General features: G+C 63.2%; 22 protein-coding genes. 5 read left to right on the top strand and 17 right to left on the bottom strand.

From position 1 onward, the window contains the following. The 3 genes from Q0520_RS00175 to Q0520_RS00185 form a co-directional block, all read right to left on the bottom strand. On the bottom strand, positions 1–392 hold a 392-nt coding region (locus tag Q0520_RS00175; RefSeq protein WP_298665081.1), incomplete at its 3' end, for a type I 3-dehydroquinate dehydratase. Positions 393–489: 97 nt separating this feature from the next. Further along, the gene (locus tag Q0520_RS00180) at positions 490–831 is read right to left on the bottom strand and encodes a carboxymuconolactone decarboxylase family protein (protein WP_298665084.1); all 342 of its coding nucleotides are present in this window, start codon (positions 829–831) and stop codon (positions 490–492) included. 123 nt (positions 832–954) lie between these two features. Beyond that, the gene (locus Q0520_RS00185) at positions 955–1,296 is read right to left on the bottom strand and encodes a carboxymuconolactone decarboxylase family protein (RefSeq protein ID WP_298665086.1); all 342 of its coding nucleotides are present in this window, start codon (positions 1,294–1,296) and stop codon (positions 955–957) included. Between the two features lie 141 nt (positions 1,297–1,437). On the opposite strand from Q0520_RS00185, the gene Q0520_RS00190 reads away from it, so the two are divergent. Further along, the gene (locus tag Q0520_RS00190; protein ID WP_298665090.1) at positions 1,438–3,942 is read left to right on the top strand and encodes a U32 family peptidase; all 2,505 of its coding nucleotides are present in this window, start codon (positions 1,438–1,440) and stop codon (positions 3,940–3,942) included. A gap of 1 nt (position 3,943) precedes the next feature. Here the strand turns inward: Q0520_RS00190 and Q0520_RS00195 are convergent, their stop codons facing one another. Further along, positions 3,944–4,228, bottom strand: coding sequence for a chorismate mutase (locus tag Q0520_RS00195; RefSeq protein WP_298665093.1), 285 nt, complete (start codon positions 4,226–4,228; stop codon positions 3,944–3,946). A gap of 76 nt (positions 4,229–4,304) precedes the next feature. On the opposite strand from Q0520_RS00195, the gene Q0520_RS00200 reads away from it, so the two are divergent. Then, entirely contained in the window at positions 4,305–4,907 is a 603-nt protein-coding gene (locus Q0520_RS00200; protein ID WP_298665096.1) for a peptidase M50, read from the top strand. On the opposite strand, the gene Q0520_RS00205 is transcribed toward Q0520_RS00200, so the two are convergent. The 7 genes from Q0520_RS00205 to Q0520_RS00235 all read right to left on the bottom strand — a co-directional run bounded on the left by Q0520_RS00205 (position 4,882) and on the right by Q0520_RS00235 (position 9,759). Beyond that, positions 4,882–5,505, bottom strand: a complete 624-nt coding sequence (locus tag Q0520_RS00205; RefSeq protein ID WP_298665099.1) for a flavodoxin family protein — start codon at positions 5,503–5,505, stop codon at positions 4,882–4,884. The two genes, Q0520_RS00200 and Q0520_RS00205, sit on opposite strands and share 26 nt — an antisense overlap. Continuing rightward, complete coding sequence (locus Q0520_RS00210) at positions 5,495–6,112, bottom strand: flavodoxin family protein (RefSeq protein ID WP_298665102.1); 618 nt, start codon at positions 6,110–6,112, stop codon at positions 5,495–5,497. Before Q0520_RS00210 ends, Q0520_RS00205 begins: the two co-directional genes overlap by 11 nt. Before the next feature lie 8 nt (positions 6,113–6,120). Beyond that, positions 6,121–8,301, bottom strand: coding sequence for a PAS domain S-box protein (locus tag Q0520_RS00215; RefSeq protein ID WP_298665104.1), 2,181 nt, complete (start codon positions 8,299–8,301; stop codon positions 6,121–6,123). Positions 8,302–8,382: 81 nt separating this feature from the next. Beyond that, positions 8,383–9,021 carry a peroxiredoxin gene (locus tag Q0520_RS00220; RefSeq protein WP_298665107.1) on the bottom strand — a complete coding sequence of 213 codons (639 nt, stop codon included), beginning with the start codon at positions 9,019–9,021 and terminating at the stop codon, positions 8,383–8,385. Positions 9,022–9,039: 18 nt separating this feature from the next. After that, positions 9,040–9,381, bottom strand: a complete 342-nt coding sequence (locus tag Q0520_RS00225; RefSeq protein ID WP_298665109.1) for a carboxymuconolactone decarboxylase family protein — start codon at positions 9,379–9,381, stop codon at positions 9,040–9,042. A gap of 4 nt (positions 9,382–9,385) precedes the next feature. Further along, positions 9,386–9,511 (bottom strand): desulfoferrodoxin FeS4 iron-binding domain-containing protein, encoded by a 126-nt coding sequence (locus Q0520_RS00230; protein WP_298665112.1) that lies wholly within the window; start codon positions 9,509–9,511, stop codon positions 9,386–9,388. Positions 9,512–9,534: 23 nt separating this feature from the next. Beyond that, entirely contained in the window at positions 9,535–9,759 is a 225-nt protein-coding gene (locus Q0520_RS00235; protein WP_298665115.1) for a hypothetical protein, read from the bottom strand. Between the two features lie 115 nt (positions 9,760–9,874). On the opposite strand from Q0520_RS00235, the gene Q0520_RS00240 reads away from it, so the two are divergent. Continuing rightward, a complete protein-coding gene (locus Q0520_RS00240) occupies positions 9,875–10,474 on the top strand; it encodes a flavodoxin family protein (protein ID WP_298665118.1) in 600 nt (199 codons plus the stop codon). 575 nt (positions 10,475–11,049) lie between these two features. Here Q0520_RS00240 and Q0520_RS00245 read toward each other — a convergent pair. Next, the gene (locus Q0520_RS00245) at positions 11,050–11,928 is read right to left on the bottom strand and encodes a cation diffusion facilitator family transporter (RefSeq protein ID WP_298665121.1); all 879 of its coding nucleotides are present in this window, start codon (positions 11,926–11,928) and stop codon (positions 11,050–11,052) included. Positions 11,929–11,941: 13 nt separating this feature from the next. Then, positions 11,942–12,598 (bottom strand): DNA repair protein RadC, encoded by a 657-nt coding sequence (gene radC, locus Q0520_RS00250; protein ID WP_298665124.1) that lies wholly within the window; start codon positions 12,596–12,598, stop codon positions 11,942–11,944. A 162-nt stretch (positions 12,599–12,760) separates the two neighbouring features. Here radC and Q0520_RS00255 point away from each other — a divergent pair, with 162 nt between their 5' ends. Together Q0520_RS00255 and Q0520_RS00260 are read left to right on the top strand one after the other, a co-directional pair. Then, a complete protein-coding gene (locus tag Q0520_RS00255; protein WP_298665127.1) occupies positions 12,761–13,261 on the top strand; it encodes a rubrerythrin family protein in 501 nt (166 codons plus the stop codon). Positions 13,262–14,180: 919 nt separating this feature from the next. After that, complete coding sequence (locus tag Q0520_RS00260; RefSeq protein ID WP_298665130.1) at positions 14,181–15,332, top strand: FAD-dependent oxidoreductase; 1,152 nt, start codon at positions 14,181–14,183, stop codon at positions 15,330–15,332. 2 nt (positions 15,333–15,334) lie between these two features. On the opposite strand, the gene Q0520_RS00265 is transcribed toward Q0520_RS00260, so the two are convergent. From Q0520_RS00265 to tfrA, 4 genes are all read right to left on the bottom strand, one after another. Beyond that, entirely contained in the window at positions 15,335–17,326 is a 1,992-nt protein-coding gene (locus Q0520_RS00265; protein ID WP_298665133.1) for a monovalent cation:proton antiporter family protein, read from the bottom strand. A 74-nt stretch (positions 17,327–17,400) separates the two neighbouring features. Next, a complete protein-coding gene (locus Q0520_RS00270) occupies positions 17,401–19,392 on the bottom strand; it encodes a monovalent cation:proton antiporter family protein (RefSeq protein WP_298665135.1) in 1,992 nt (663 codons plus the stop codon). Between the two features lie 178 nt (positions 19,393–19,570). After that, a complete protein-coding gene (gene tfrB, locus Q0520_RS00275) occupies positions 19,571–21,031 on the bottom strand; it encodes a fumarate reductase (CoM/CoB) subunit TfrB (RefSeq protein WP_298665138.1) in 1,461 nt (486 codons plus the stop codon). Then, positions 21,028–22,650, bottom strand: a complete 1,623-nt coding sequence (tfrA, locus tag Q0520_RS00280; protein WP_298665143.1) for a fumarate reductase (CoM/CoB) subunit TfrA — start codon at positions 22,648–22,650, stop codon at positions 21,028–21,030. The genes tfrB and tfrA overlap by 4 nt, the downstream gene beginning before the upstream one ends. Positions 22,651–22,683 lie beyond the last annotated feature (33 nt).

Here is a 22,683-nt window from a genome sequence, read left to right on the forward strand (position 1 = left end):
TCGCCGTACGACCTGAGGTCTCTCTCGATTGCCCGCAGGTCGTCGGGAGAGGGCATGTACCTGATATGCGCCGAGGCGATGACCGGGGTGTGCCGGCAGCAGACCATCGGGGCAAATTTCCTGAACTTCCTCTCCACGTCCACGTAGTCCACGAGGTCGAGGAAGGGCTGGACAGTCGAGAACCACTGTTCAGGGTCGCCGGCGAACCTACCCCCCTCGTCCCTGCTCCTCAGGGTGGCGATGATCGGGACCGGGCACTCCACGTTGTATCCTGCCATCGCCGACGACAGGTCCTCTCCCATGAGATCGAACCTGAGTTCGATGACATCGGCGCCGAGTGCCACCGCTTTCCGGATCTCGTCAGGACTCGTCAGCGAGACGACGGTCTTCATACTCTGAGGTATCACTCCGTCACCTGTTATATCTCTGTCTCTCCAGTCCCCCGGCACAGGTACGCCAGAACAGGAATCCTACAGAGTTTTTCCGGGTTTATTCTGCCCCGTACTCTTCGCAGGCGTCGAGGACGTACCTGAGGAACGCCATCCCCGGCCCGCCTGCCATCGCCGAAGCGAGGAGGGCGCCCTCCATGATCTCGGCCTTCGATGCCCCGGCCTCGATCGCCAGTTTGGTGTGGAGGGTGATGCAGAAGGGGGAGTGGTCCGCGACCGCAAGGGCGATCAGGATGATCTCCTTGAACTTTGCCGGCAGGGCGCCGTCCTTGCAGACTTCATGGACGAAGGCGAGGAAGGTGTTCCAGACTTTCGGGTCGAAGGCCTCGACCTCGCGGTTTGTCCGCAGGACCTGTTCGAGATATTTTGTTGCTTCGGTCATGCTATCATCTATCCTTCTCGCCCTCCTCCCTGATAAGGCGTATGAAACATTCCCGATGGTTGCTGTGCCTTTAGACCATCCCGGTTACCGCATCCGCCGTCAGAACGGGAACGACCGGGATATTCACTCCGCCCCGAACTCGTTGCAGGCGTCGACCACGTAGCGCATGAAGGCCATCGACGGCCCGCCGCCCATCGTGATCGCCATCATGGCCCCCTCCATGATCTCCTGCCTCGTCGCCCCGGCCTCGATGGCCCGCTTCGTGTGAATGGCGATGCAGAACTGGCAGTGGTCGGCGACGCCGAGGGCGACCATGATGATCTCCTTGACCTTTGCCGGCAGGGCACCGTCCTTTGAGGTGGTCTGTACGAGAGCGGAGAAGGCACCCCATGCTTCGGGGTCGAAGGCCTCCAGGTCCTTTCGTGTCTGCGCTAACTGGCACAGGTATGTCTTCGTGTCTGTCATGATACCCATTCTTTGGGGAAGATCTCCGATAAATGTCTGGGAAATTCTATGATGGGCCCATAATGCCGTTGATCTCGTCCCGGCCCGCTCGCTCCCCCGGATGCCCCCTCTGAAAGGGATTTATCCCCTTCACCCCTATCTATGCACACGAAAACGGTGAAGATCCCGGAACTCCTCGCTCCTGCTGGTTCTATGGAGGCGCTGAAGGTGGCCGTCGCCGCCGGAGCCGACGCCGTGTACCTCGGCGGGACGCGGTTCTCGGCCCGGCGTTTCGCGGCGAACTTCGACGACGACGCCCTGCGTGAGGCCGTGGACTACGCCCATATCCGCGGCGTCGCCGTGCACGTGACCGTCAACACCCTGGTCCACGACGCCGAACTCCCGGCCCTCGCCGACTATCTCCTCTTCCTCTCCGAGATCGGCGTCGACGCCGTCCTGGTGCAGGACGCCGGCGTCCTCCGCCTTGCCCGCTCCCTCGTCCCCGACCTCGTCGTCCACGCCTCGACGCAGATGACGGTCACCACCGCGGAGGGCGTCAGGTGGGCTGCAGAGGCGGGGTGCTCCCGCGTCGTCCTCGCCCGCGAGGTGAACCTCGCCGAGATCGAGGCGATGCGGCCCGTCCTTGAGGAGACGGGGTGCGAACTGGAAGTCTTCCTCCACGGTGCTCTCTGCTATGCCTACTCGGGCCAGTGCCTCCTCTCCTCGGTGATCGGCGGCCGGAGCGGGAACAGGGGAGCGTGCGCCCAGCCCTGCCGGAAACCCTACGCCCTCATGAAGGGGGAGTACGACCGTTACGGCCGACCCGTGCGGATGAAGCCCATCCGCCTCCCCCACCGCTACCTCCTCTCGACAAAGGACATCTGCCTGTACCCTGTCCTCGACCGCGTCGTCGCGGCGCCGGTCTCCTCCCTGAAGATCGAGGGGAGGATGAAGGCCCCGGCCTATGTGGCGGTCGTCACCGCAGTCTACCGCCGCGCCCTCGACGTCATCGCGGAGGGACGCTGGACGCCCTCGCCCCGGGACGAAGAGGCCCTTGCCTTCGCCTTCACCCGCGGCTTCACGACCGGGTACCTCTGCGGCGAGAGGCACCGCGGCGTCATCGGCCCTGAGCGCCCTGACAACCGCGGCGTTGCGATAGGCCGGGTCGTCGCCTTCTCGAAGAGCAGGATGGAGGCGACGGTCGCCCTCGACGGCCCCCTTGCCCCGGAGAACGGGGACGGCCTCGCCGTCTCCTCCCCTGAAGGGGAGTTCGGCTGCGTGGTGCGCGGGACGCCGAAGACGGGCAGGGACGGCGTGCTGGTCAGGATGCCTCGGCCTGCGCCGAAAGGTGCGGTCGTCTCCATCACCCGCCGCGCCGCCCTCGAGTCCTGGGCTGAAGAGGTCCTGCGGCAGGAGAGGCAGACCGTCAGGATCGACGCCTCTGTGCGGTGGGAGGAGGACGGCACGCCTGTCGTCGAGGCCGCCTGCACGCCGGTCAGGGGCCGGGGTCGCCCGGTGCGTATCACCGTGCGGGGCGACGGACCGATGGGGAAGGCCCGGACGCGGCCCCTGAGCGCAGACCAGATCGCGGAGCACCTCCGCCGCACCGGCGGCACGCCCTACGTCGTCGGCGACCTCGACCTCGCCTACCCCGGTGGCCTCTTCGCCCCGCCATCATACCTCAACGCCCTGCGGCGGAGCCTCCTTGAGGAGGCGGGCAGGTCTCTCTGCGAGGCGTCGCGGCCGCCGGCAGGGGAGATCGCCGCCGCCCGTGCGCGGCTTTCCGCCCTCCTCCCCGCACTGAAAGCCGGAGGAAAAACAGCGGAGGAGAAAAAGCCGGTGCTTTCCGTTTACACGGACACAACTGCGGGCGTCCGGGCCGCCTCCGCCGCCGGTGCCGGACGCATCTACTTCGAGCCCGCGGAGTGCACCGCGGAGGCGCTTGCCTCTGCCGTCAGGGCGGCGGCAGGCGTCCCCCTCGTGTGGAAGTGGCCGAAGATCGTGCGGCGCAGTTACCTTGACGCCGCCCTCCCCCTCCTCAGTCCCGCCGGCGTCGCCGGCGTCATGGTCGAGGGGCACGGGTGTGCCCCTGCGGTCAGGAAAGCCCTCCCCGGCATGCCCCTGTACGGGGCGTCCGGCCTCAACATCTGGAACGCCGAGGCCGTCGCCGCCCACGACGACTTCGCCCTTATCACGCTCTCCCCCGAACTCTCGGGTGACGACATAAGGGCCCTTGTCGCCCGCCTCCCTGCCGGGGCACCTGCGGTCGAAGTCCTCGTGCAGGGCGTCGTCGAGGCGATGGTCACCGAGGACTGCCCCCCCGCCACCGCCCTCGGGTGCCCTGCCGGGTGCGGGGACGGCGACGCCTTCGGCATCAGGGACGAGAAGGGCATGACCTTCCCCCTCTGGCCCGCCGGGGAGTGCCGGACCTCCATCGGCAACGCCGTCGAGACCTGCCTCCTCGACCGCCTCCCCGCCCTCATCGCCGCCGGGGTCGGCGGCATCGCCGTCGACGCCCGCAGGCGCGGCCCCGCATATGCCTGCGAGATGACAGGCATCTACCGCGAGGCCCTCGACGGCCACGTCTCCGCGGACCTGAAGGCGCGTGCGAAGGCCCTATCCCTGGGCGGGATCACCGTCGGGGCCTTCGTCCACGGCACAGAATGATTCAGGGGAGGTTCCCCTCCCCCGTACACTCGCGCTGCCTCTCCTCGCTCATATCGAGGAGTATCTCGAAGATCTTCCTGACCTGCACCGGGTTGATGTTTTTTTCCACCGCCTCATTGAAGACCTGTTCGAGCAGGGCCCGCCTCCTCCCCTCGTCCCTGACCGCGGCCCCGGCCAGGTACTTCTCGTGGGCCATCCGCCCGGCTATTGCCTGCCTTTCGGCGATGAGGGCGATGATCCGCGAGTCCACCGCATCCAGTTCTTTCCTGATCTCCGCGATTGCCATGCCTGTTGGATTACCCCCAGAGTACAAAACCGTGCCGACCCACAGGGATATACCTCCGGAAGGCGCACGATCTTCTATGCTCGAAAGAATCCCGCGGCGGGAACGGCGTGACCTCCTCATCGCCTGGGCCGCTATCGCCGTCGCCTTCAGCCTCCTCTATGTACGGGGCGGGATCACGCTCACCAGTTTCCTGCTCATCTTCGTCGTCTCCCTCCTCACCGTCGGGGTCGGTTTCGTCCTCCACGAACTCGCCCACAAGTTCGCGGCCATGCACTTCGGCTACTGGGCAGAGTTCGAGAAAGACAACACCATGCTCGTCGTCGCAGTCGTCCTCGCCGCCCTTGTCGGCGTTGTCTTTGCGGCACCCGGCGCCACCATGATCTACGGCGCCACAACAAAGAGGGAGAACGGCATCATCTCTGCGGCCGGACCCGTGACAAACCTCGCTCTCTGCGGGGTCTTCTTCGGCGTCTTCCTTGCCGGCGGAGCGCTTGGAAACATGCTCATCTGGCTGATCGGCATCATGGGCGTCCAGATCAACGCCATGCTCGCCGCCTTCAACATGCTCCCGGTGAGCGTCCTCGACGGAAAAAAAGTGCTGGAATGGGACATGCGGGTCTTTGCGGTGATCTTCGTCGCCGCCTTCGCCGCACTCATCGCCGCACTGACATTCCTGTAGACCTGAGGGAGAGCACCTCGGCGACAACCTCTTCCCCCTTCTTTTTTGCGTCGACAAGAGCGGTCGGGTGACCCCTGATCCCGCCATACTCGTCCATGTTGTTTGCGATGATATTGTCGTAGTACTCAAAACCGGTGCCGTTGAAAAAGGCCGTCACCATCGGATACGCCGAGTCGAAGACATGGTCCCAGCTCTGTCCCGCCGTCGATATGAAGACTCCCTTGTGCCTCCGTATATGCTCGTCAGGGAAGAACAGCGTCTTCAGGACAAACTTCTGCGCCCAGAGGAACTGTGCACGGTCGATGAACCCCTTCATCTCGGCCGTGATCCCCATGGAGTAGATCGGCGAGGCGAGGGCGAGGACGTCGGACTCCCTGATCTGCTCGAAAAGCCAGGTCAGGTCGTCCTTCACGATGCAGTCCCCTTTCTTGTGGCAGGCATTGCAGCCGCGGCACGCCGTGTACGAGAGTTCCCGGAGCACCACCTTCCTGACCTCCGCACCCGCCCCTTCGGCCCCTTCGAGAAAAGTGTCGAGGAGAGTCTCCGTGTTCCCGTGCCTGTGCGGGCTTCCCGAGATCCCGAGCACCTTAACAGTCATTGCCGAACCGCCCCTTCAGTTCCTGCACGAGTTTCCTGCCCAGGGCCTCCGCGTCTGCCCTCGCCGTCGGGTGGTCCTCGATCTCGCCGGCATAATCGACACCGTTCACCATGAGATAGGAGATGTCGCTGTCCCTGATCTCCATCACATGGTAGAAACACTTCACGCTCGGGACCGCGCCGTCAAAGACATGCTCCCATTTCTGCCCGGCCGTCGAGAGGAAGACGCCGAGCCTCTTTCCCTTCCTTTCGGGCGGGACGACCGGGAGTTTGAGGACATATTTCCTCGACCTGAAGACCTGCGCACGGTCGATGAGGGCCTTCGCCTGCGAGCAGATCCCCATGCAGTAGATCGGGGCGGCGAGGACGACGCACTCGGCGTCGAGGAGTTTTTCGCCGAGCCAGTCGAGGTCGTCCCTCTGGACACATTTATTCAGGGTCTCGCAGGCATTGCAGCCTCGGCAGGGGTTGACGTCCACCTCGTCGAGGACGACCTTCTCGACGTCGGCCCCCTCCGCCTCCATGGCGGCGATCACCCAGTCGAGGAGGGTCTCTGAGTTCCCGTGCCGGCGCGGGCTCCCGGCGATTGCGAGGACATGGATTGCCATTGCATCTCCTATCGCCCGGCGTCACAAAAAGGTTGGCGGTCCGGAGCCTCCCGGCTATACCTGAACCGCCCTTTCGGGACGTCGATCTCAAAGTGCACCCCCTCCCCGGGGACGCCTGTCTCCCTGATAGTAAGCCCGGTGAGGGAGAGGATCTCCCGCGAGAGGAAGAGGCCGAGACCACTGTGCTTCCCTGCCCCGCGCTTGAATATCTCTTCCTTATCCTGGGCGGGCACACCGACTCCGTTGTCTTCGTAGATGAGAGTGACCCCTTCATCCGTCGCAGCGACACCGAGACGGATCGCCGTTGCGTCTTCGCCGTGCACGGTGGTGTTGTCCACAAGGTTGTAGAAGACCCGTTCGAGGAGGGGGTCGGCGAGGATGGAGAGTTCGGGGTCTACCTCTGCCTCAAAAGCGATTCCCTCCGGAGAACGCTGGGCAAAGGCATTGCCGATCCCCCCCCTGACCCCCTGCCACACCGGTCCCCTGACGCCGAGTTCCTGGTAGTCGCGCGTGAACTCGGCGAGGCGCCTGAGCCTTTCCGTGGTCTCGGTGAGACGCCCGAGATAGGGGAAGTCGGTGTCTTCGAGACCGGCAAGTTCGAGATAGCCCTGGAGGACGGTGATCTGGTTGAGGAGGTCGTGGCGGATGATGGAGTTGAGGAGGTTGAGTTTCCGGTTCGCCCCCTGTATGGCGCACTCCATTGCCTTTCTCTCGGTGATGTCGACACCGAAGAGGTTTGCATACCCCCCCTCGGGCACCGGGACGCAGGTGAGAGTGTAATCTGTACCGTCTGCCTCTGCGTCCCTGCTCCGCCTCTGGCCTGTCTCCAGTGTTTCGGCAACGATCTCCTGCCATGGCCCCGGGATGGCCCCGTCCACACCGGTATCCCATGCTGCAAGAAGTCTCCCGCTCGCCTCATTGGCATAGAGGATCCTGCCCGTCCCGCTCACCCTGACGATAGGTCCCGGGTTCTCCTCTGCAAACCTTGCAAGGTCCCTGATCTTCTCTTCGGCCTGCTTCCTGTCGGTGATGTCATAGAACGCACCCTGCACCCCTTTCGGCAGTCCGTCAGGCCCGGGAACGGGCTGGACCTGGAGGTGCAGCCACCGGACCTCCCCGCCCTTCGTGAGGATCCTGATATCGGCCGTTGCCGGACTTCCCCGTGTGAGGGCACCCTGAAAGCATGCCGCATAGGCCTCCCTGTCTGCCGGCTGGATGATCGTGTCCCCCTTCCCGGTCAGGGTGATGACTTCGGCTTCAGAATACCCGGTGATCCCTTCGACGTTGCCGTGGAGGAAGACAGGTCTCAGTTCGGCGTCTGTCCTGAAGGCAATGCCCGGGAAGTTCTGGAGGAAGAGGCGGTACCGCTCCTCGCTCTCGCGCAGGGCCTCTTCCATCTCCTTCCTGTCGGTGACGTCCCGCGAGATCCCCGCTGTCCCGGCCGCCCGGCCTGCGCTGTCCGCGACGGGCGTCTTTACCGTCTCCACCCATCTTTCCGAACCGTCGGCCCTCCTGAGCGGCTCCACAATGGCGATCCTCCTCCCTGAAGCCATCACCATCTCGTCTTCCGCCTGGTGCTTTGCTGCAATATCCCCTGGCCAGACCAGTTCGTCGGTCTGGCCGACGACGTCCCCGGCCTTCCGGCCTGTGGCGGCTTCAAATGCCCTGTTGACGGCAATGAACCTGCCCTCCCTGTCCTTGAGCCAGGCCATATCGGGGATGTTGTCCAGGATCGCCTTCTGCTGCAGTTCACGCTGCCTGAGGTCCTCCTGCAGGTGTACCTGCCTGGTGATGTCGGTGATGAACCCCTCCAGGGCGATAAGACGTCCTTTGTGGTCGAATACCCCCCTGCCCTGTTCCCAGACCCATTTCTCGCGACCGGTCGCCGTCCTCACGCGGTAGGTCGCCCTGAAGGGACCACCCGTCCTGATGGCTTCCTGGATCTCTTTCCAGACATGGTCGCGGTCGTCCCTGTGGATCAGGTTGCCGTACATGACGGCGCCGCCGGTGAGAGCGGCAGGGGGGTAGCCGAGGAGGTCATAAGAGCCTTCGCTCACGAATTCCATCGGATAGGCGGGGTCGTTCCCACACCTGTACACCATCCCCGGGAGGTTGCTCAACAGTGTGGCGAGTTGCCGCTCGGCCTCGGGTATACCCTCCATGTCAAGTTCAATGACAGGCGCTATCACGTATTAGTGTTCTGATCTGTTCACCTGCTGAAGGTGCGGGCGGTCGGAGAGACGGGGAGGGGGCGGCGTCCCCCCGGAAGATCAGATCGTCTTGAAGCAGAGGTACCAGTCCTTGCACTCGTAACCTTCTTTCGCCCGCTTCTCCATCTCCGCCGCAGTCTTCGGCGGGGGCACGACGACTTTCTCCCCCGGTTGCCAGTTCGCCGGTGTCGAGACCTTGTGCCGGTCGGTCGTCTGGAGGGCCTTCACCAGTCTGACGATCTCGGGGATGTACCGGCCGTTTGTAAGGGGGTAGTAGATCATCGCCCGCATCGTCCCCTCGGGGTCGATGAAGAAGACAGTCCTGATCGTCGCCGTGCTGCTCGCGCCCGGGTGGATCATGCCGAACTTCTTTGCGACGCTCATATCGAGGTCGGCGATGACCGGGAAGGGGATCTTCACGCCCATCTTCTCCTCGATGTTCTTCACCCAGGCGAGGTGAGAGTGGACGCTGTCGATGGAGAGCCCGATCAACTTCACGTTCAGGGCCTCAAGTTCGGGATATGCCCGTGCAAGGGCGACGAACTCCGTGGTGCAGACCGGCGTGAAGTCTGCCGGGTGGGAGAAGAGGACGACCCATTTACCCCGGAGGTCGGAGAGTTTGAGGGGGCCCTGGGTCGTCACCGCCTCGAAGTCGGGTGCCGCCTCCCCGATGATGGGGAGGGGATGCGCTTCTTCCATCTGTCGCCTCCGCCTCCCCTATCCCATGAACTCCTCGAGGGCCGCCTTGCCGTAGACATAGGCGGGCATGCCGGCAAGGAGGAACGCGACCCTGAGCCCCTCCTCGATCTGCTCCTTCTTGACGCCCAGGCTCTTCGCCCCTGCCATCTGGGCCCGCACGGCGTGGCGGTCCCTGAGTGCGGCGGCGACGGCGATGGCGAGCACCTTCTTCGTCTGCTTCGAGAGTGCGCCGTCGGCCCAGACCATCTGGTCGAGGCCCATCACTTTCTCGTAGAGGTCGGGTTCGACCGTCTTCAGTTCAGCGAAGATCTTCGGGACCTTCCCGATCTTCTCTTCCAGTTCCTTCAGTTGCTTCTCCATTTTCTTACTCCTGGAGGACCATCGGTTCGCCGCAGCAGACCAGTTCTCCTCCTCCCACTTCTCTCACTTCAACGACGTTGCCGCAGATCTCGCAGATGAAGACCTGCCCCACTTCCTCGACATTGACCATCTTTCCTCGCCCCGGTGCTGGACTTACTTCTTCCGCTTTGGCGGGTGAACGGCGTCTTCCGGCGTCTTGATGTCGGGCCTGATATGGGTCATCGGGAAGCACTGGTAGTTCTCGCAGGCGCAACTCGGGCACTTGACGAGGTCCCTCTCGGCCTCGGTCACCTTCAGTTCGCGGCCGCAGTCGATGCAGACATAGGTGCCCGGCCCGACCTTCTGGCCTGCTTTCACTTCCCTGTGTTTTTCTGCCATCCCTGTTTCACCGGCGAGAGATTATAATCCCTTTTATATATTCTTTGCTCAGTGCCGCGGGCGGCATCGCCGGGTCAGGAATAATTATATAGAGCATCAGGCCGAGGTCGAACACATGCCAAAAAGGATCATCGCCCTCCTCGGAAGCCCCGTCCGGGGCGGCAACACCGCGTACCTCTTCAATAAGGCGGTGGAGGGTGCGGAGGAGGCGGGGTGCGAGGTCGAGAAGGTGATGGTGCCGTACCTCAATTTCCAGCCCTGCATGGAGATCCTCCACTGCATGGCCCACGAAGACTGCCAGATGCAGGACGACCTGACGCCGTACTACAGGAAGTTCAGGGAGATGGACGGCCTGATCATCGCCACGCCGGTCATGACGATGGGCATCCCGGGCAAGTTGAAGTCCTTCATGGACCGGTTCCAGGTCTTTTACATGGCGAAGTACATGCGAAGGGATCCTTTCATCTCACGAGAACGCCGGAAGGAGAGAAAAACCCTCTTCATCTGCATCTCGGGCATGAACCTGCCGGACAACTTCGACGGCGCCCTCCAGACGACACGGACCTTCTGCGAGATCATCGACTGCCCGTACTGGGAGGGTATCTTCCAGAGAGACATGGACCATGTCCGGGACATCAGGACGCGGCCCGAGGTCGTCGAGGCCGCCTACGAGAAGGGGAAGGAACTCTGCCGGGTGATCGGGAAGAAGGTATGATGTAGCGACTCCGGGATATTCCTGTCCACAAGTGCCTGTGACGCGGGACTGCAGCGAAGATCTATCGGTCTTCTTGAGCTCACTTCGTTCGCACAGTGAAACCTTCGGTTTCTCAACGCCCCTGGTCGTCCCCAGAAATTAAGATCTAACTCCGTAAGAGCAGACAGAGATCCCGACGCGGAGGATTGTCATCCCACTCCTATCCCGAGCGGGGGTCCGGGGGCGTAGTCCCCCGGAGGTGAGTGCCGATCCACCGCCTTCCCCACAATCTGAGCTGGGGGCCGCTCGAAAATCAAAGATTTTCTCAACTCACCCCGTTCGCCCCCCAGACCCCCAACTTAGGATTGGCCCGGGAAGGGCGAAGAGAATATCGATTTTCGGGGGAACGACCGTAGGAGTCGAGAACACAGGAGATCGGAGATATCCAGAGCAGGCAAATGTTCCGTTTGCCATGTATGGGAAATCAAAGATTTTCCTGTGCGTGCACATCTATGATGTGCTACGGAACGTATTTTTTTAGGGGCAGTCCCCCCGAACAGGGCCTCCAGAACAGGAATTCCTACGGAACCACTCCCTCAGACCCTCTCCCTCCCGTCCTTCTCGCCGGGTTCGACGTGGACGATCACCTCCTTCATGCCCGGGATACCCTCCCTGATCGCGGCCTCGACCCTCTCCGCGATCCCGTGCGCCTCCTCGACGGTCATGCCGGGGTCGACGGTGATGTGGATGTCGGCCATCAGTTCGCCAGGTGCACCCCGGCACCTGAACTCGTGCGACCCGAGGACGCCCGGGACTCCGGCGACGATCTCCTCCACATTCTCCTCGCACTGCACGGTGGCGGCGTCGGTGAGGACCATGCCCGCCTCCCGTATGATGGAAAAACCCATCCTGCCGATGAGCACCCCGATGGCAAGGGCGATGAGGGGGTCGGCCCGGGGGTAACCGAGGTACACGACGACGAAACCCCCGAGGACGGAGAGGGAGACGAAGACGTCGCTCTTCGTGTGTTCGGAGTCGGCGATGAGAAAACTGCTCCCGAGTTCCTCTCCCACCCGCCTCTCGTACAGGGCGACGAAGATGTTGATGGCGGTCGTGGCGACCATCACGCCGACTGTCAGGGCGGTGATCTGGGGGACGGCGCCGGTGGTGAGGCGATCGACGCCCTCGCTGATCACCCAGTAGGCGGTCAGGAGGAGCATCCCGCCGACGAGGAGGGTGCCGAAGGTCTCGACCTTCGCGTGGCCGTACGGGTGATTCCTGTCGGGGGGACGTGCGGCGATGCCGGTGGCGGCAAGGCCGATGATGTTCGAGGCCGAGTCGAAGGAGGAGTGAAGGGCGTCGGCGACCATGGACATCGAACCGGCCATGAGGCCGAAGACCGCCTTTGCGACGGCTACGATGATGTTCAGGGCGAGGATGAGCCAGAGTGTCCGCCTGACCCGGCCGTATTCCATCGCCTACCCCCCCTCAGAGGAGTCCTGCCTCCCGCATGGAGAGGTGGCCCTTCTTCGTGATGATGAGGTGGTCGAGCACCCTGATGCCGAGGATGTCCGCGGCGGCCACGAGTTGTTTCGTCATGGCGACGTCCTCCCTGCTCGGCTGGAGGCTTCCCGACGGGTGGTTGTGCACGAAGATCACCGAGGTCGCCCGGTCGGTGATCACGTCGGCGAAGACCTCCCGCGGGTGGACCGGGCTGTAGTTGATGAGCCCTTTCGTGACCTCCCTGTTGCCGACGACCTCTCCTGCGCCGTTCAGGGAGATGCAGACAAAGTATTCCTGCTGCCTGTCGGCGAGGTACTTCACGAGGGGGAGGACGTCGGCCGGGCAGGTGACCCGCGTCTCCACAGGGAGGAGGTGGCGCCGGGCAAGTTCAAAGGCGGCGGTGATCTGGCAGGCCTTTGCCTCACCGACGCCGGGGACCCTCACAAGGTCGTCGTACGGCGGGACGCACGAGTCCGCGATCACACCCTCGATCTCCCGTGCGACTTCCAGTACGTCGCGCCCGGCCACGCCGCTCCCGATGATCGCGGCGATGAGTTCGCGGTCGGTGAGGGCGCCGGCGCCCTTCGCCGCGATCTTCTCCCGCGGCCGCTGGTGGGGGGGCACCTCCCGCATCTGTTTCATCAGGGGGTGATCCGACCCTGCAGTATATAAACCTTTGAATACCTCCTTCTCCGGAATATATGCCCTATTGGGTGCTTGAATCGACAGAGATGATTTATTATGTCCTGCCCGGTATCGAGAGGCGGGAATATTTTTTTATGGATGCCTGTCGAAGTGAGGGTCATGGCAACACTGGAGAATATCAAGGCGGCATTTGCCGGCGAGTCGCAGGCGAACCGCAAGTACCTCGCCTTCTCGGAGAAGGCCGACAAGGAAGGCTTCAAGAACGTGGCGCGCCTGTACCGCGCCGCGTCGCAGGCCGAGGCGATCCACGCAAAGCGCGAACTTTCCGTCATGGGCGGGATCAAGAAGACGGCCGAGAACCTCCAGGGGAGCATCGCCGGCGAGACCGACGAGTTCACCGAGATGTACCCGGCCTTCGTCGAAGAGGCGAAGAAGGAGGGGAACTCCGAGGCCGCGGTCACCTTCACCCATGCGATGAAGGCCGAGCAGGTCCATGCCGGCCTTTATAAGAAGGCGCTTGAGGCCGTCCTCGCCGGGAAGGACTTTGATGACGCAAAGGTCTTCCTCTGCCCCTGGTGCGGGAACATCGAGATCGGGGAGGCGCCGGAGAAGTGCCCGATCTGCGGCGAGGCCGGGAAGAACTTCATCAAGGTTGAATAAACCCTCTCCTTTTTTTCTTGGATAATCGCTCGCGAGACGGCTTTGTAAAAACCCTCACCTTTTCTGGTTACGAGAGTGACTCAACTGCCTTCCTACATCTTCGAGCCGGTCGTACCTCGAAGGTCTTCGACCTTCTCTAACTCCCTCCGGTCGTACCTCGAAGGTCTTCGACCTTCTCTAACTCCCTCCGGTCGTACCTGGAATTGCGATTGTGTCAGGAAGGCAAAATCAATGGACGCAAAGGGGGATTTACCGTTCCCAGTTCTATCCTGATGCGGGGAACGAGCGGTAGCGAGTTCGAGAAAGCCAGAGGCCAGAGGCTTTCGAGGGATCGGGGGGATGAACGAAGTGAATCGAGAAAATATTTGATTTTCGAGCGGCCAGCCCCCCGCAGAGATGCAATCCAGAGGATTTCTACAGAGATAGCGAAACATTCTTTCCCGGCGGTTCTTTGAAAAACGTCGGGAATAGTGGATCGGATACACCATACCGAGATTGCAAAGCGGAGACTGCGGTCCCCTGCCTTTTACACCATTGCACCAGTTTTCTCTCCTTCGCGCCGGTTTTGCACCGGGGAGATCCGTCGCCTGCAGTCTTCGATCAGGCAACGGAGCCATGCACGCCGGGTGCTCGCCGACGTTTGCACCACCCCGGATTTCACAGCACCACACACCCCGCCCCCGCGGCCGCGGGCGTGCCGTGTGTTCTCCGGGTGGTGTGCAAATTTACCGGGGTATCTGTACACACTTCTCATATTGTACTCTGTACACACATAGACGTCAGGAACGCTCCCCTTCTACGGCCGCCATGTTTCCACCGCCCTGGTGCAAACCCGGCGCGAAGGTGGAAGGGTCGTCGCCGGTCCCCCCCGCCCATCTCCTGCACAACCCTTTTATTTCCGCCTCCCAACTCCCCCCCCATGCCGGAGGTGAAAGTCTACTCCACAAAGCAGTGCCCGTACTGCCGGATGGTCAAGGCCTTCCTGAAAAAACACGGGATAGAATACGAGGACATCGACGTCGGCGAGGACGAGGAGGCGGCCCGGGAACTCTTCCAGGTCTCGAAGCAACTCGGCGTCCCGGTGACAGTGGTGGGGGACGAGGTGATCGTCGGCTTCGACGCACCCCGCCTCAACGCCCTCTTCGGCACCGGGAAGAAGGATGAACTCTACGATGTCGTCATCCTGGGCGCCGGACCCGCCGGCCTCACTGCCGGGGTGTACACCACGCGAAAACTCCTCTCCACCCTGATCATCTCGGAGAACATCGGGGGGCAGGCAATGGAGAGCTGGGCGGTCGAGAATTATATGGGCTACCGGATGGTCTCGGGCGAGGACCTGATGGCGAAGTTCGAGGAGCAGGCACGGAACCTGAACATCAACCTCGAACTCGACAGGGCGACCGGCGTCAGGAGAGAGGACGACACATTCGTCGTCACCACCTATGGCGACCGGACTGTCAGGGCGAGGAGCGTCATCGTCGCCACCGGCCGCAGACCCCGCCGCCTCGGTGTCGAGGGCGAGGAAAAGTTCTGGGGCCGGGGCGTCTCCGTCTGCTCCACCTGTGACGGCCCCCTTTTCCGGGGCAAGGACGTCGCCGTCGTCGGCGGGGGCAATGCCGCCGTGACTGCGGCGATCGAGATGGCGAAGATCGCGCGGAGCGTCCACCTCGTCGTCAGGAGCACACTCAGGGCCGACGCCGTCTATCTCGACATCCTGAAGGCGAAGGAGAACGTGGTCGTCCACCAGCCCTACGTCGTCTCCGGCCTCATCGGGGAGGCGGTGCTCACGGGCATGAAGATCCGGGAGAAAGAGACCGGAACAGAGGAGGAGATCGCCGTCGACGGCGTCTTCGCCGAGATCGGCCACGAACCGAATGTTGACGCCGTCCGCGGCCTTGTCAGGGTCAATCCCGGCAACGAGATCGTCGTGGACGAGAACTGTCACACAAGCGTGCCCGGCATATTTGCGGCCGGCGACGTCACCTCCATCCATGGCAAGCAGATCATCATCGCCGCCGGTGAAGGTGCGAAGGCGGCACTGGAAGCACACATGTACCTGCTCTCCCGCTGACCTCACTTCCCCTTTCTCTCCCTGAAGAGGTGGTCGACGGCGGCGATCTTCTCCTCCGGTCCGATGACAACGCAGACATCTCCCGGCAGCACCGTCATCTCGCCGTCCGGGGCGGCGAACACCTGCTTCCCACGCCTGACGGCAAGCATGGTGACACCGTGCTTCCGCCGCAGGTCGGCACCGGCAAGCGTCATGCCCGCAATGACCGCCCCCTCACCGACCCGGAGACTCTCCACCTCCACACCGGTCTGGTAGAAACCGATGTCGTGGAGGCCGGGGAGAGCGGCCTCCCTGGACCTGAAGAGCACGTAGCCGTCGGCACGCACCTCTGCAGCAAAACGCTCGATCTCGTCCCGCGGGATGAGATAGGCGACGAGGATACGGGTGAAGATCTCGATCGAGGTGACATACTCCTCCGGTATCACCTCGTCCGCACCGAGGCCGGTGAGTTCGTCGATATCGTCGACATACCGCGTGCGGGTGATGATCCGCAGGTGCGGATTTGCCTGGCGGGCGGTGGTGATGATCCGCCGTGTCGCCGGGGGATCGGAGATGACGATGACGAGCACCTTCGCCGTCCTGACCCCGGCATGACCGAGGACCGCCCGCCGCGTGGCGTCGCCGTAGTGGATAGGTTCCCCCCTCGCCCTCTCCAGTCTCACCGTCTCCGGGTTCGTCTCTATGACCACATAGGGGATCTTCGCCGCCCGAGCCGCTCTGGCAACGTTCTTCCCACTGATACCGAAACCGATGATAATGATATGGTCTTTCATCTTCGGCTCTTTCGGGAAGGTCTCCCTGATCGCCCCACGCCTGATCCTCTCCGGGAGGTCGAGGCGCATCGCCCTGTCGGCGACCTTCGGCGCCGCGGAGAAGACGAAGGGTGTGGCGATCATCGTGACGACCGCCATCGCCAGAAAAGCCTGGTACAGTGTCCCGTCAATAAGACCGGCACCGAGGCCGGCACTGGAGAGGACAAAAGAAAACTCGCCGATCTGGCTGATCGCAAGACCCGTGAGGACGGCTGCGCGGAGGGAGTGGCCGATGGCAAGGGTGACACCGCCGGCAACAAGGGCCTTGGCGGCGATGACACCCCCGGTGATGATGAGAATGGAGAGGGGGTGGGCGAGGAAGAAACCGACGTCGAGGAGCATGCCGACCGAGACGAAGAAGAAACTCGTGAAGACCTCCTTGAAGGGTATGACAGCGCCGATGGCGTCCTGGGAGTACTCGGACTCCGAGATGATCAGGCCGGCAAGGAAGGCGCCGAGGGAGAGAGAGAGACCGGCGCTCTGGGTGAGCCAGGCAGTGAAGAGGCAGATGACAAGGACGGAAAGGAGAAAGATCCCCGGCATCCGCAGGCGGGCGACATGGTAGAGGGCGGCCGGGACAATCCATTTTGCCGATACGACGACAAACCCGATGATCCCCGCAGTGGTGGCGATGAAGAGGGGGACTGACATCCCCCCCGTCCCGTCTGTCCCGGCCAGCATCGGGACAAGGAGCATCATGGGGATGATCGCAAGGTCCTGGAAGATGAGGATGCCCAGAGTGACCCTCCCGTGCGGGCTTTCGACCTCCGAGCGTTCCTGCAGGAGGGAGAGGACTATCGCCGTCGAGGAAAGAGAGAGAATGAAACCGAGGAAGACGGCCTGCGGAGGGGGTATGCCGGCGATCCATGCACCCGCGGCCACCGCCGTCACGGTCAGGACGACCTGGAGGGTGCCGCCGGCGAAGACGGCTCGCCGTATCCGCATGAGATCGGTGAACGAGAACTCCATCCCGATGGTGAAGAGGAGGAGGACCACCCCGATCTCGGCAAGTGCCTCGACTGTCGTCGTCTCCTGCACGAGCCCTAGAGCGTGGGGTCCGGCAACGATCCCCGCAAGGAGGAACCCGACGATCCCGGGCACGTTCAGGCGCGAGGTGACGAAGATGATTGCGATGGAGAGGGCAAATATGATGATGACGTTGTCGAGGATGGCGGTGTCCATGGGGGCCTCCTGATCCTTCCGGATCGAGGCCCATATCATTTAGTGTTTCGGGTGGGTGACCCTATCCGGGGTGTTCAGGCGCCCCTGAACAGGTCTGCAACCCCGGCGATCTTCTTCCGGGAACCGATGAGGACGCAGGCATCCCCTACCTGGATGGTCGTCCCGCCGTCAGGACATGTCAACCTCTCCGTCCCCCGTGCAACGGCGATCACCGCCACCTCGTAGGTCTGCCTGAGGTTGATGCCGGCAAGGGTCAGGCCGGCGATAGGTGCTCCTTCGCTCACCTGCATCGTGACAATCTCCATGTCGCCGGGACTGGCACCGAAGTCCCTGAGGCGGGGGAGGTGCAGGTTCACCTGCCTCAACATCGCGTACTTCTCCTCACGCATCGCACCGACCACCCTCCCGACCTCGTCCCGGGGCAGGGAGTAACAGGTGAGAACACGGGTGAGCATCTCCGCCGTCGTCTCAAACTCCTCGGAGACGACCTCGTCGGCGCCGAGGACATACAGCGGGAGAAGGTCCCCCATGTACCGCGTACGGGTGATGATGGTGCACTTCGGGCTGATCCTCCGGGCTATTGCCGTGATGTGCTCCGCTGTCCTCCCGTCGGGAATGGTGACCGCAACAGCCCGTGCACTCTTGATGCCGGCGTAGTCGAGCACCCCCTCGTTGATCGCATCCCCGAAGAAGATCGGTACCCCTTTCTTCTTCTCCAGCCGCACGGTCTCGGGGTTGAGTTCGACGACCACGTACCTGATGCCGGCCTTCTGTGCCGCCCGTGCCATCTGCCTCCCCATAGGCCCGAAACCAATGATGATCAGGTGGTTCCCCTCATTTCCTGCCGCGGGCTTGCTGGCGGGCGGCCTCTCCCCGTTACAGAGCCAGGCCGGGAGAGGGAGGCGACTGAACGCGGCGGTGACACCGGGAGCGGTGGCAACGACGAAGGGTGAGAGGGCCATTGTCCCGATAGCGACCGCAAGGAAGACCTGCTCGAGTTCAGGGCTGAGGAGGCCGTACTCGATGCCGGGCTGGGAGAGGATGAAGGCGAACTCTCCGATCTGGCCGATGGCAAGGCCGGTGAGGACCGCCGTGTGGAGCGGCACTTTCGCCGGCAGGACGGCGACTGCTCCGATGACGGCCTTCCCGATGATGACGACGGCGATGAGGACGAGGATCTCGACAGCGTGGCCGGCGAAGAAGGCGGTGTCAAGGAGCATCCCCATCGAGACGAAGAAGAAACTCGTGAAGACGTCCTTGAACGGCGTGACAGTGCTCAGGGCCTCGTGGGAGTATTCGGACTCGGAGATGATCAGGCCGGCGAGGAAGGCGCCGAGAGCGAGGGAGAGACCGAGGTGCGAGGTGATCCAGGCGGTGCCGAGACAGAGAGAGATCACGGTGAGTATGAAGAGTTCCCGGCTCTTCAGCCGTGCGACGTGGTAGAGCAGGCGGGGTACGACCCAGAGTGCACTTACCGCGACCACGGCGAGGAGGACGAGACCGGCGACGAAGGTGAGGAGGGAGGGGAGAAGCCCGGAGGCGTCCATCCCGGCGAGCATGGGGACCATCAGGATCATCGGGACCGTGCTCAGGTCCTGGAGGACAGAGATGCCGAGGGCCAGTTTCACCGGCGGGGTGTCCATCTCGCCGCGGTGCTGGAAGATCGTCAGCATCACCGTCGTGCTCGTATGGGCAAGGAGCATGCCGAAGAAGACGGCCACGGGGAGAGGGAGGCCGAAAGACCAGGCGACGAGGGCGACGCACGCAATTGTTAGCCCGATCTGGATTACGCCTCCAAGAAGCATCCCTTTTCGCATCTCAAAGAGACTCTTCAGTGACATCTCCATGCCGATGGTGAAGAGAAGGAAGACGATCCCGATCTCTGCAAGGGTCTGGACGTCTGCCTGATCACCGATGAGGCCGAGACCGTACGGTCCTGCGAGCACGCCGGTGAGGAAGAAGGCAACGATGCCGGGGACCTTCATCCGCTGGCAGAACGCAAGGGCCGCAATGGAAAGCGTGAATATGATGAGGACTTCGGTAAGGTACTGGTCTTCGAGGGGCATGGATATCTTCGGTGGGGGACATTATGTCCGTATTTCTATGATAGATGACATTTCGGTTGCGGAATCATGAAGGTGTCGCACGACTTGAGGGGGACTGCCGGAAATATACCGGGAATATACCGGGCATACCCCTGTAGACAGTCGGACAGAAGCCGGAAAAAGAGTGGCGATGAGGGGATCAGGGTTCAGAGGTTTTGCGCCGGTCTTTCTCCTCGTACCCCTCGCGCAGCAGGGTCATGAGGTCTTTCACCGGGAGTTTTGTGTGCTCGGAGATGTGGAACTCGCAGAAGGGGCAGCAGGAGATGACGATGTCTGCCCCGCTCTTTTCGAAGGCCTCGCCCCGCATCTCCCCCAGTGCGGCCGCCTCCTCGGGCATGCCGGCGCGGACACCGCCGCCCGACCCGCAGCACTGGTTCGGCGTCTCGACAAAGGTGTCGACGACCAGTTTGAGGAGTTCCCGCGGCTGGTCGCGGACGTCCTGTCCCCGCAGGAGATGGCAGGGGTCATGGTAGGTCGCGGTGAGGTGGAGTTTTGCCGGTTCCTCGATCCCGTACGCAGTCAGCACCTCGGTGGCGTCCATCACCCTGAAAGGGGTTGTGTAATCGTGCTTCAGGGTCGACCCGCACCCGGCGCACATCGTCATCACCGTGTCGATCTTCCGCGTCCTGAATGCCTCGATGTTCCGCCTCTTCAGGTGGTCGAGGAAGGTGGTCTGACCCGTCCTGATCAGGGGCGACCCGCAGCAGACCTGTTCGTGCGGGATGACCACCCTGATGCCGTTCCTCCGCATCACCTCAAGCATGTCGAGGGCGGTCTCGGGCAGGCGGCCGTTGTACATGCACCCCACAAAGAACCCGACCGTAGCCCGCACCTTGCCGTACGGCTCGATCACCTCGGGCACCTGTTCAAGGAGGGTCTCCTTTGTCCTGGCGACGCTCCTGCCGGTCGTCCTGACAAGGTCTGCCACCTCGGCGTGCCTCGGGAGGGTGAGGCCCTGCCTGTTTGCGATCTCCCGGAGTTTCTCGATCGCTTTCCCGGGGATCCTGATCTCTTTCGGGCAGACCTTCCAGCACTTCTGGCAACTTGTGCAGCAGAAGAGCCCCTTCTCAACGGCTTCGGCCACGCGGTCGCCGGCGTCCCTGGGGTCGAGGGCGAGGCGGAGTTCCTGCCGCATAGCCGTCGGCCCGGCAAAGTCCGTCACCTTCAGGGCCGGGCAGACCGAGACGCAGGACATGCACTCGATACACTCCCGCAGGGGCTTGATCGCCTCGATCTCTTTCTTTTTCGGGAAACCCGCACACCCACCCGGGACGATGGCGGGCAGGCGGCCGAGGTACGGTGCAAGGTCAACCTCGAGGTCCTTCACCACAGGGAGGTCGAGAGGTGCGATGACCATGCCGTTGCGTGCTTCGGTGATGCAGGCAAGGGCCGGGTCGCCGTCCACGCGGACCGCACAACTCCCGCACTGGCCTGACCCGCAGCACCAGCGATAGGCGAGGGACGGGTCCCGGGCATGGACGGCATGGAGGGCGTGGAGCACCCGCGCCCCCTCGTGCACGTCGACGGAATATTCCTCGGCATGGGGCGCTCTATCCGACTCAGGGTCGAAACGCACAATTGTAAAGGTGATGGTCTTCATCCCCTCACCTCCTCGATGGAAGCCCCGGCACGGCTGATGTGCGTGTGGCCGAAGGGGGAGGTCCGGGCGTCCCAGGTCTGGACGACGTCAGTCCGCCAGTGGGCGCCGCGGCTCTCAGGCCGGAGGAGGGCAGACCGGCAGATGAGCGTCGAGATCGTACAGAGGTTCTGCACCCCGCAGCACTCGACGAGGTTCCGCGGTGTCGCCGCCCTGAGAGGTGCCGCAGAGAGTTCTTCAACGGTTGCAAGGGTCCTCTTCAGACCGGCCGCGTCCCGCCTGATCCCGGCGCCGCTCCACATCGCCTGCTGGAGGCACCCCTTCACACTGTCGGGGGACTCCGTACCCTCGAAGAAGGCGGCGATCCTCCTCTCCTGCGCCTCGACCTGTGCCGGGTCGATCTTTGCGGGGCGTTTCGGCGCCCTGCCTGCGGCCTCGCCCGCCCTCTTCCCGAAGACCTGCGTGTCTGCAAGTGCATTGCCGCCGAGACGGTTTGCCCCGTGGACCCCGCCCACGGTCTCGCCGCAGGCGAAGAGGCCCGGGAGGCTTGTCTGCCCCTCGGGGGTGATGCGAAGGCCGCCCATGATGTGGTGGGCGGTCGGGGCGACCTCCATCGGTTCTTTCCTGATGTCGACGCCGAACCTGAGGAACTGTGCCAGCATCACGGGCAGGCGCTCCTCGATCGTCTCTGCCGGGAGATGGGTGACGTCGAGCCAGACACCGCCGTTCGCCGTCCCCCGGCCTTCAAGCACTTCGGTGGCGATCGCGCGGGCGACGACGTCTCTCGTGGAGAGTTCCATCCTCTTCGCGTCATAGTGCGCCATGAAGCGCTCGCCCGCTGTGTTGATGAGGCGCCCCCCCTCGCCCCGCACCGCCTCGGTGACAAGGCGGCCGCGGGCGTCGTACGGGTACACGGCACCGGTCGGGTGGAACTGGACCATCTCCATGTCGATGAGGTCGGCACCTGCCCGGTAACCGAGGGCGAACCCGTCACCTGTCCCGGTCCCCGAGTTTGTGGAGACATCATAGGCCCTCGCCCCCCCGCCTGCGGCAAGGACAACGGCGTCTGCCCGGATCGCAAAGATCTCGCCCTTCTTGTTGAGGGCCAGGGCGCCGCAGACCCTCTCCCCGTCCTTCAGGAGGTCTATGGCGGCGGTCTCCTCGATCCGCTCGACCCCGCTCCCGCGGAGACGTTCCATCAGGGTCGCCATGATCTCGTGCCCGGTCCGGTCGCCGGCATAGCAGGTCCGCGGGAAACTCTGCCCGCCGAAAGATCGTTGCGCCACCTCGCCGTCGGCCGAAGCGTCGAAGACGGCGCCCCAGGATACGAGGTCGGCGAGGCGCGCAGGGGCGTCGGCGACAAGCGCCTGAACAAGGGCCGGGTCATTAAGGTACGCCCCCCCTCTCATGGTGTCCTCTGCGTGCACGCTACAGGTATCGCCCTCCCGAAGAACGGCATTGAAACCGCCCTCCGCCATCGTCGTGCACCCTCCCTTTCCGGTGATGCTCTTCGAGAGGAGGACCGTCTCACCATACCGGTCGGCCTCGATCGCCGCCCTCACTCCGGCGCCGCCACTCCCGATGACAAGGGTGTGGCAGTCGATTACTTCCCGCGTGCGCATCCTATTATAGCGTGGGAAGTGTCAGTACATAAA

This window comes from uncultured Methanofollis sp. (assembly GCF_937919355.1).
Taxonomy (GTDB): Archaea; Halobacteriota; Methanomicrobia; order Methanomicrobiales; family Methanofollaceae; genus Methanofollis.

Coding starts and splice junctions, on each gene's coding strand:
- Q0520_RS00180 (WP_298665084.1), bottom strand. CDS start 831: ATGACCGAAGCAACAAAATATCTCGAACAGGTCCTGCGGACAAACCGC.
- Q0520_RS00185 (WP_298665086.1), bottom strand. CDS start 1,296: ATGACAGACACGAAGACATACCTGTGCCAGTTAGCGCAGACACGAAAG.
- Q0520_RS00190 (WP_298665090.1), top strand. CDS start 1,438: ATGCACACGAAAACGGTGAAGATCCCGGAACTCCTCGCTCCTGCTGGT.
- Q0520_RS00195 (WP_298665093.1), bottom strand. CDS start 4,228: ATGGCAATCGCGGAGATCAGGAAAGAACTGGATGCGGTGGACTCGCGG.
- Q0520_RS00200 (WP_298665096.1), top strand. CDS start 4,305: ATGCTCGAAAGAATCCCGCGGCGGGAACGGCGTGACCTCCTCATCGCC.
- Q0520_RS00205 (WP_298665099.1), bottom strand. CDS start 5,505: ATGACTGTTAAGGTGCTCGGGATCTCGGGAAGCCCGCACAGGCACGGG.
- Q0520_RS00210 (WP_298665102.1), bottom strand. CDS start 6,112: ATGGCAATCCATGTCCTCGCAATCGCCGGGAGCCCGCGCCGGCACGGG.
- Q0520_RS00220 (WP_298665107.1), bottom strand. CDS start 9,021: ATGGAAGAAGCGCATCCCCTCCCCATCATCGGGGAGGCGGCACCCGAC.
- Q0520_RS00225 (WP_298665109.1), bottom strand. CDS start 9,381: ATGGAGAAGCAACTGAAGGAACTGGAAGAGAAGATCGGGAAGGTCCCG.
- Q0520_RS00230 (WP_298665112.1), bottom strand. CDS start 9,511: ATGGTCAATGTCGAGGAAGTGGGGCAGGTCTTCATCTGCGAGATCTGC.
- Q0520_RS00235 (WP_298665115.1), bottom strand. CDS start 9,759: ATGGCAGAAAAACACAGGGAAGTGAAAGCAGGCCAGAAGGTCGGGCCG.
- Q0520_RS00240 (WP_298665118.1), top strand. CDS start 9,875: ATGCCAAAAAGGATCATCGCCCTCCTCGGAAGCCCCGTCCGGGGCGGC.
- Q0520_RS00245 (WP_298665121.1), bottom strand. CDS start 11,928: ATGGAATACGGCCGGGTCAGGCGGACACTCTGGCTCATCCTCGCCCTG.
- radC (WP_298665124.1), bottom strand. CDS start 12,598: ATGAAACAGATGCGGGAGGTGCCCCCCCACCAGCGGCCGCGGGAGAAG.
- Q0520_RS00255 (WP_298665127.1), top strand. CDS start 12,761: ATGGCAACACTGGAGAATATCAAGGCGGCATTTGCCGGCGAGTCGCAG.
- Q0520_RS00260 (WP_298665130.1), top strand. CDS start 14,181: ATGCCGGAGGTGAAAGTCTACTCCACAAAGCAGTGCCCGTACTGCCGG.
- Q0520_RS00265 (WP_298665133.1), bottom strand. CDS start 17,326: ATGGACACCGCCATCCTCGACAACGTCATCATCATATTTGCCCTCTCC.
- Q0520_RS00270 (WP_298665135.1), bottom strand. CDS start 19,392: ATGCCCCTCGAAGACCAGTACCTTACCGAAGTCCTCATCATATTCACG.
- tfrB (WP_298665138.1), bottom strand. CDS start 21,031: ATGAAGACCATCACCTTTACAATTGTGCGTTTCGACCCTGAGTCGGAT.
- tfrA (WP_298665143.1), bottom strand. CDS start 22,650: ATGCGCACGCGGGAAGTAATCGACTGCCACACCCTTGTCATCGGGAGT.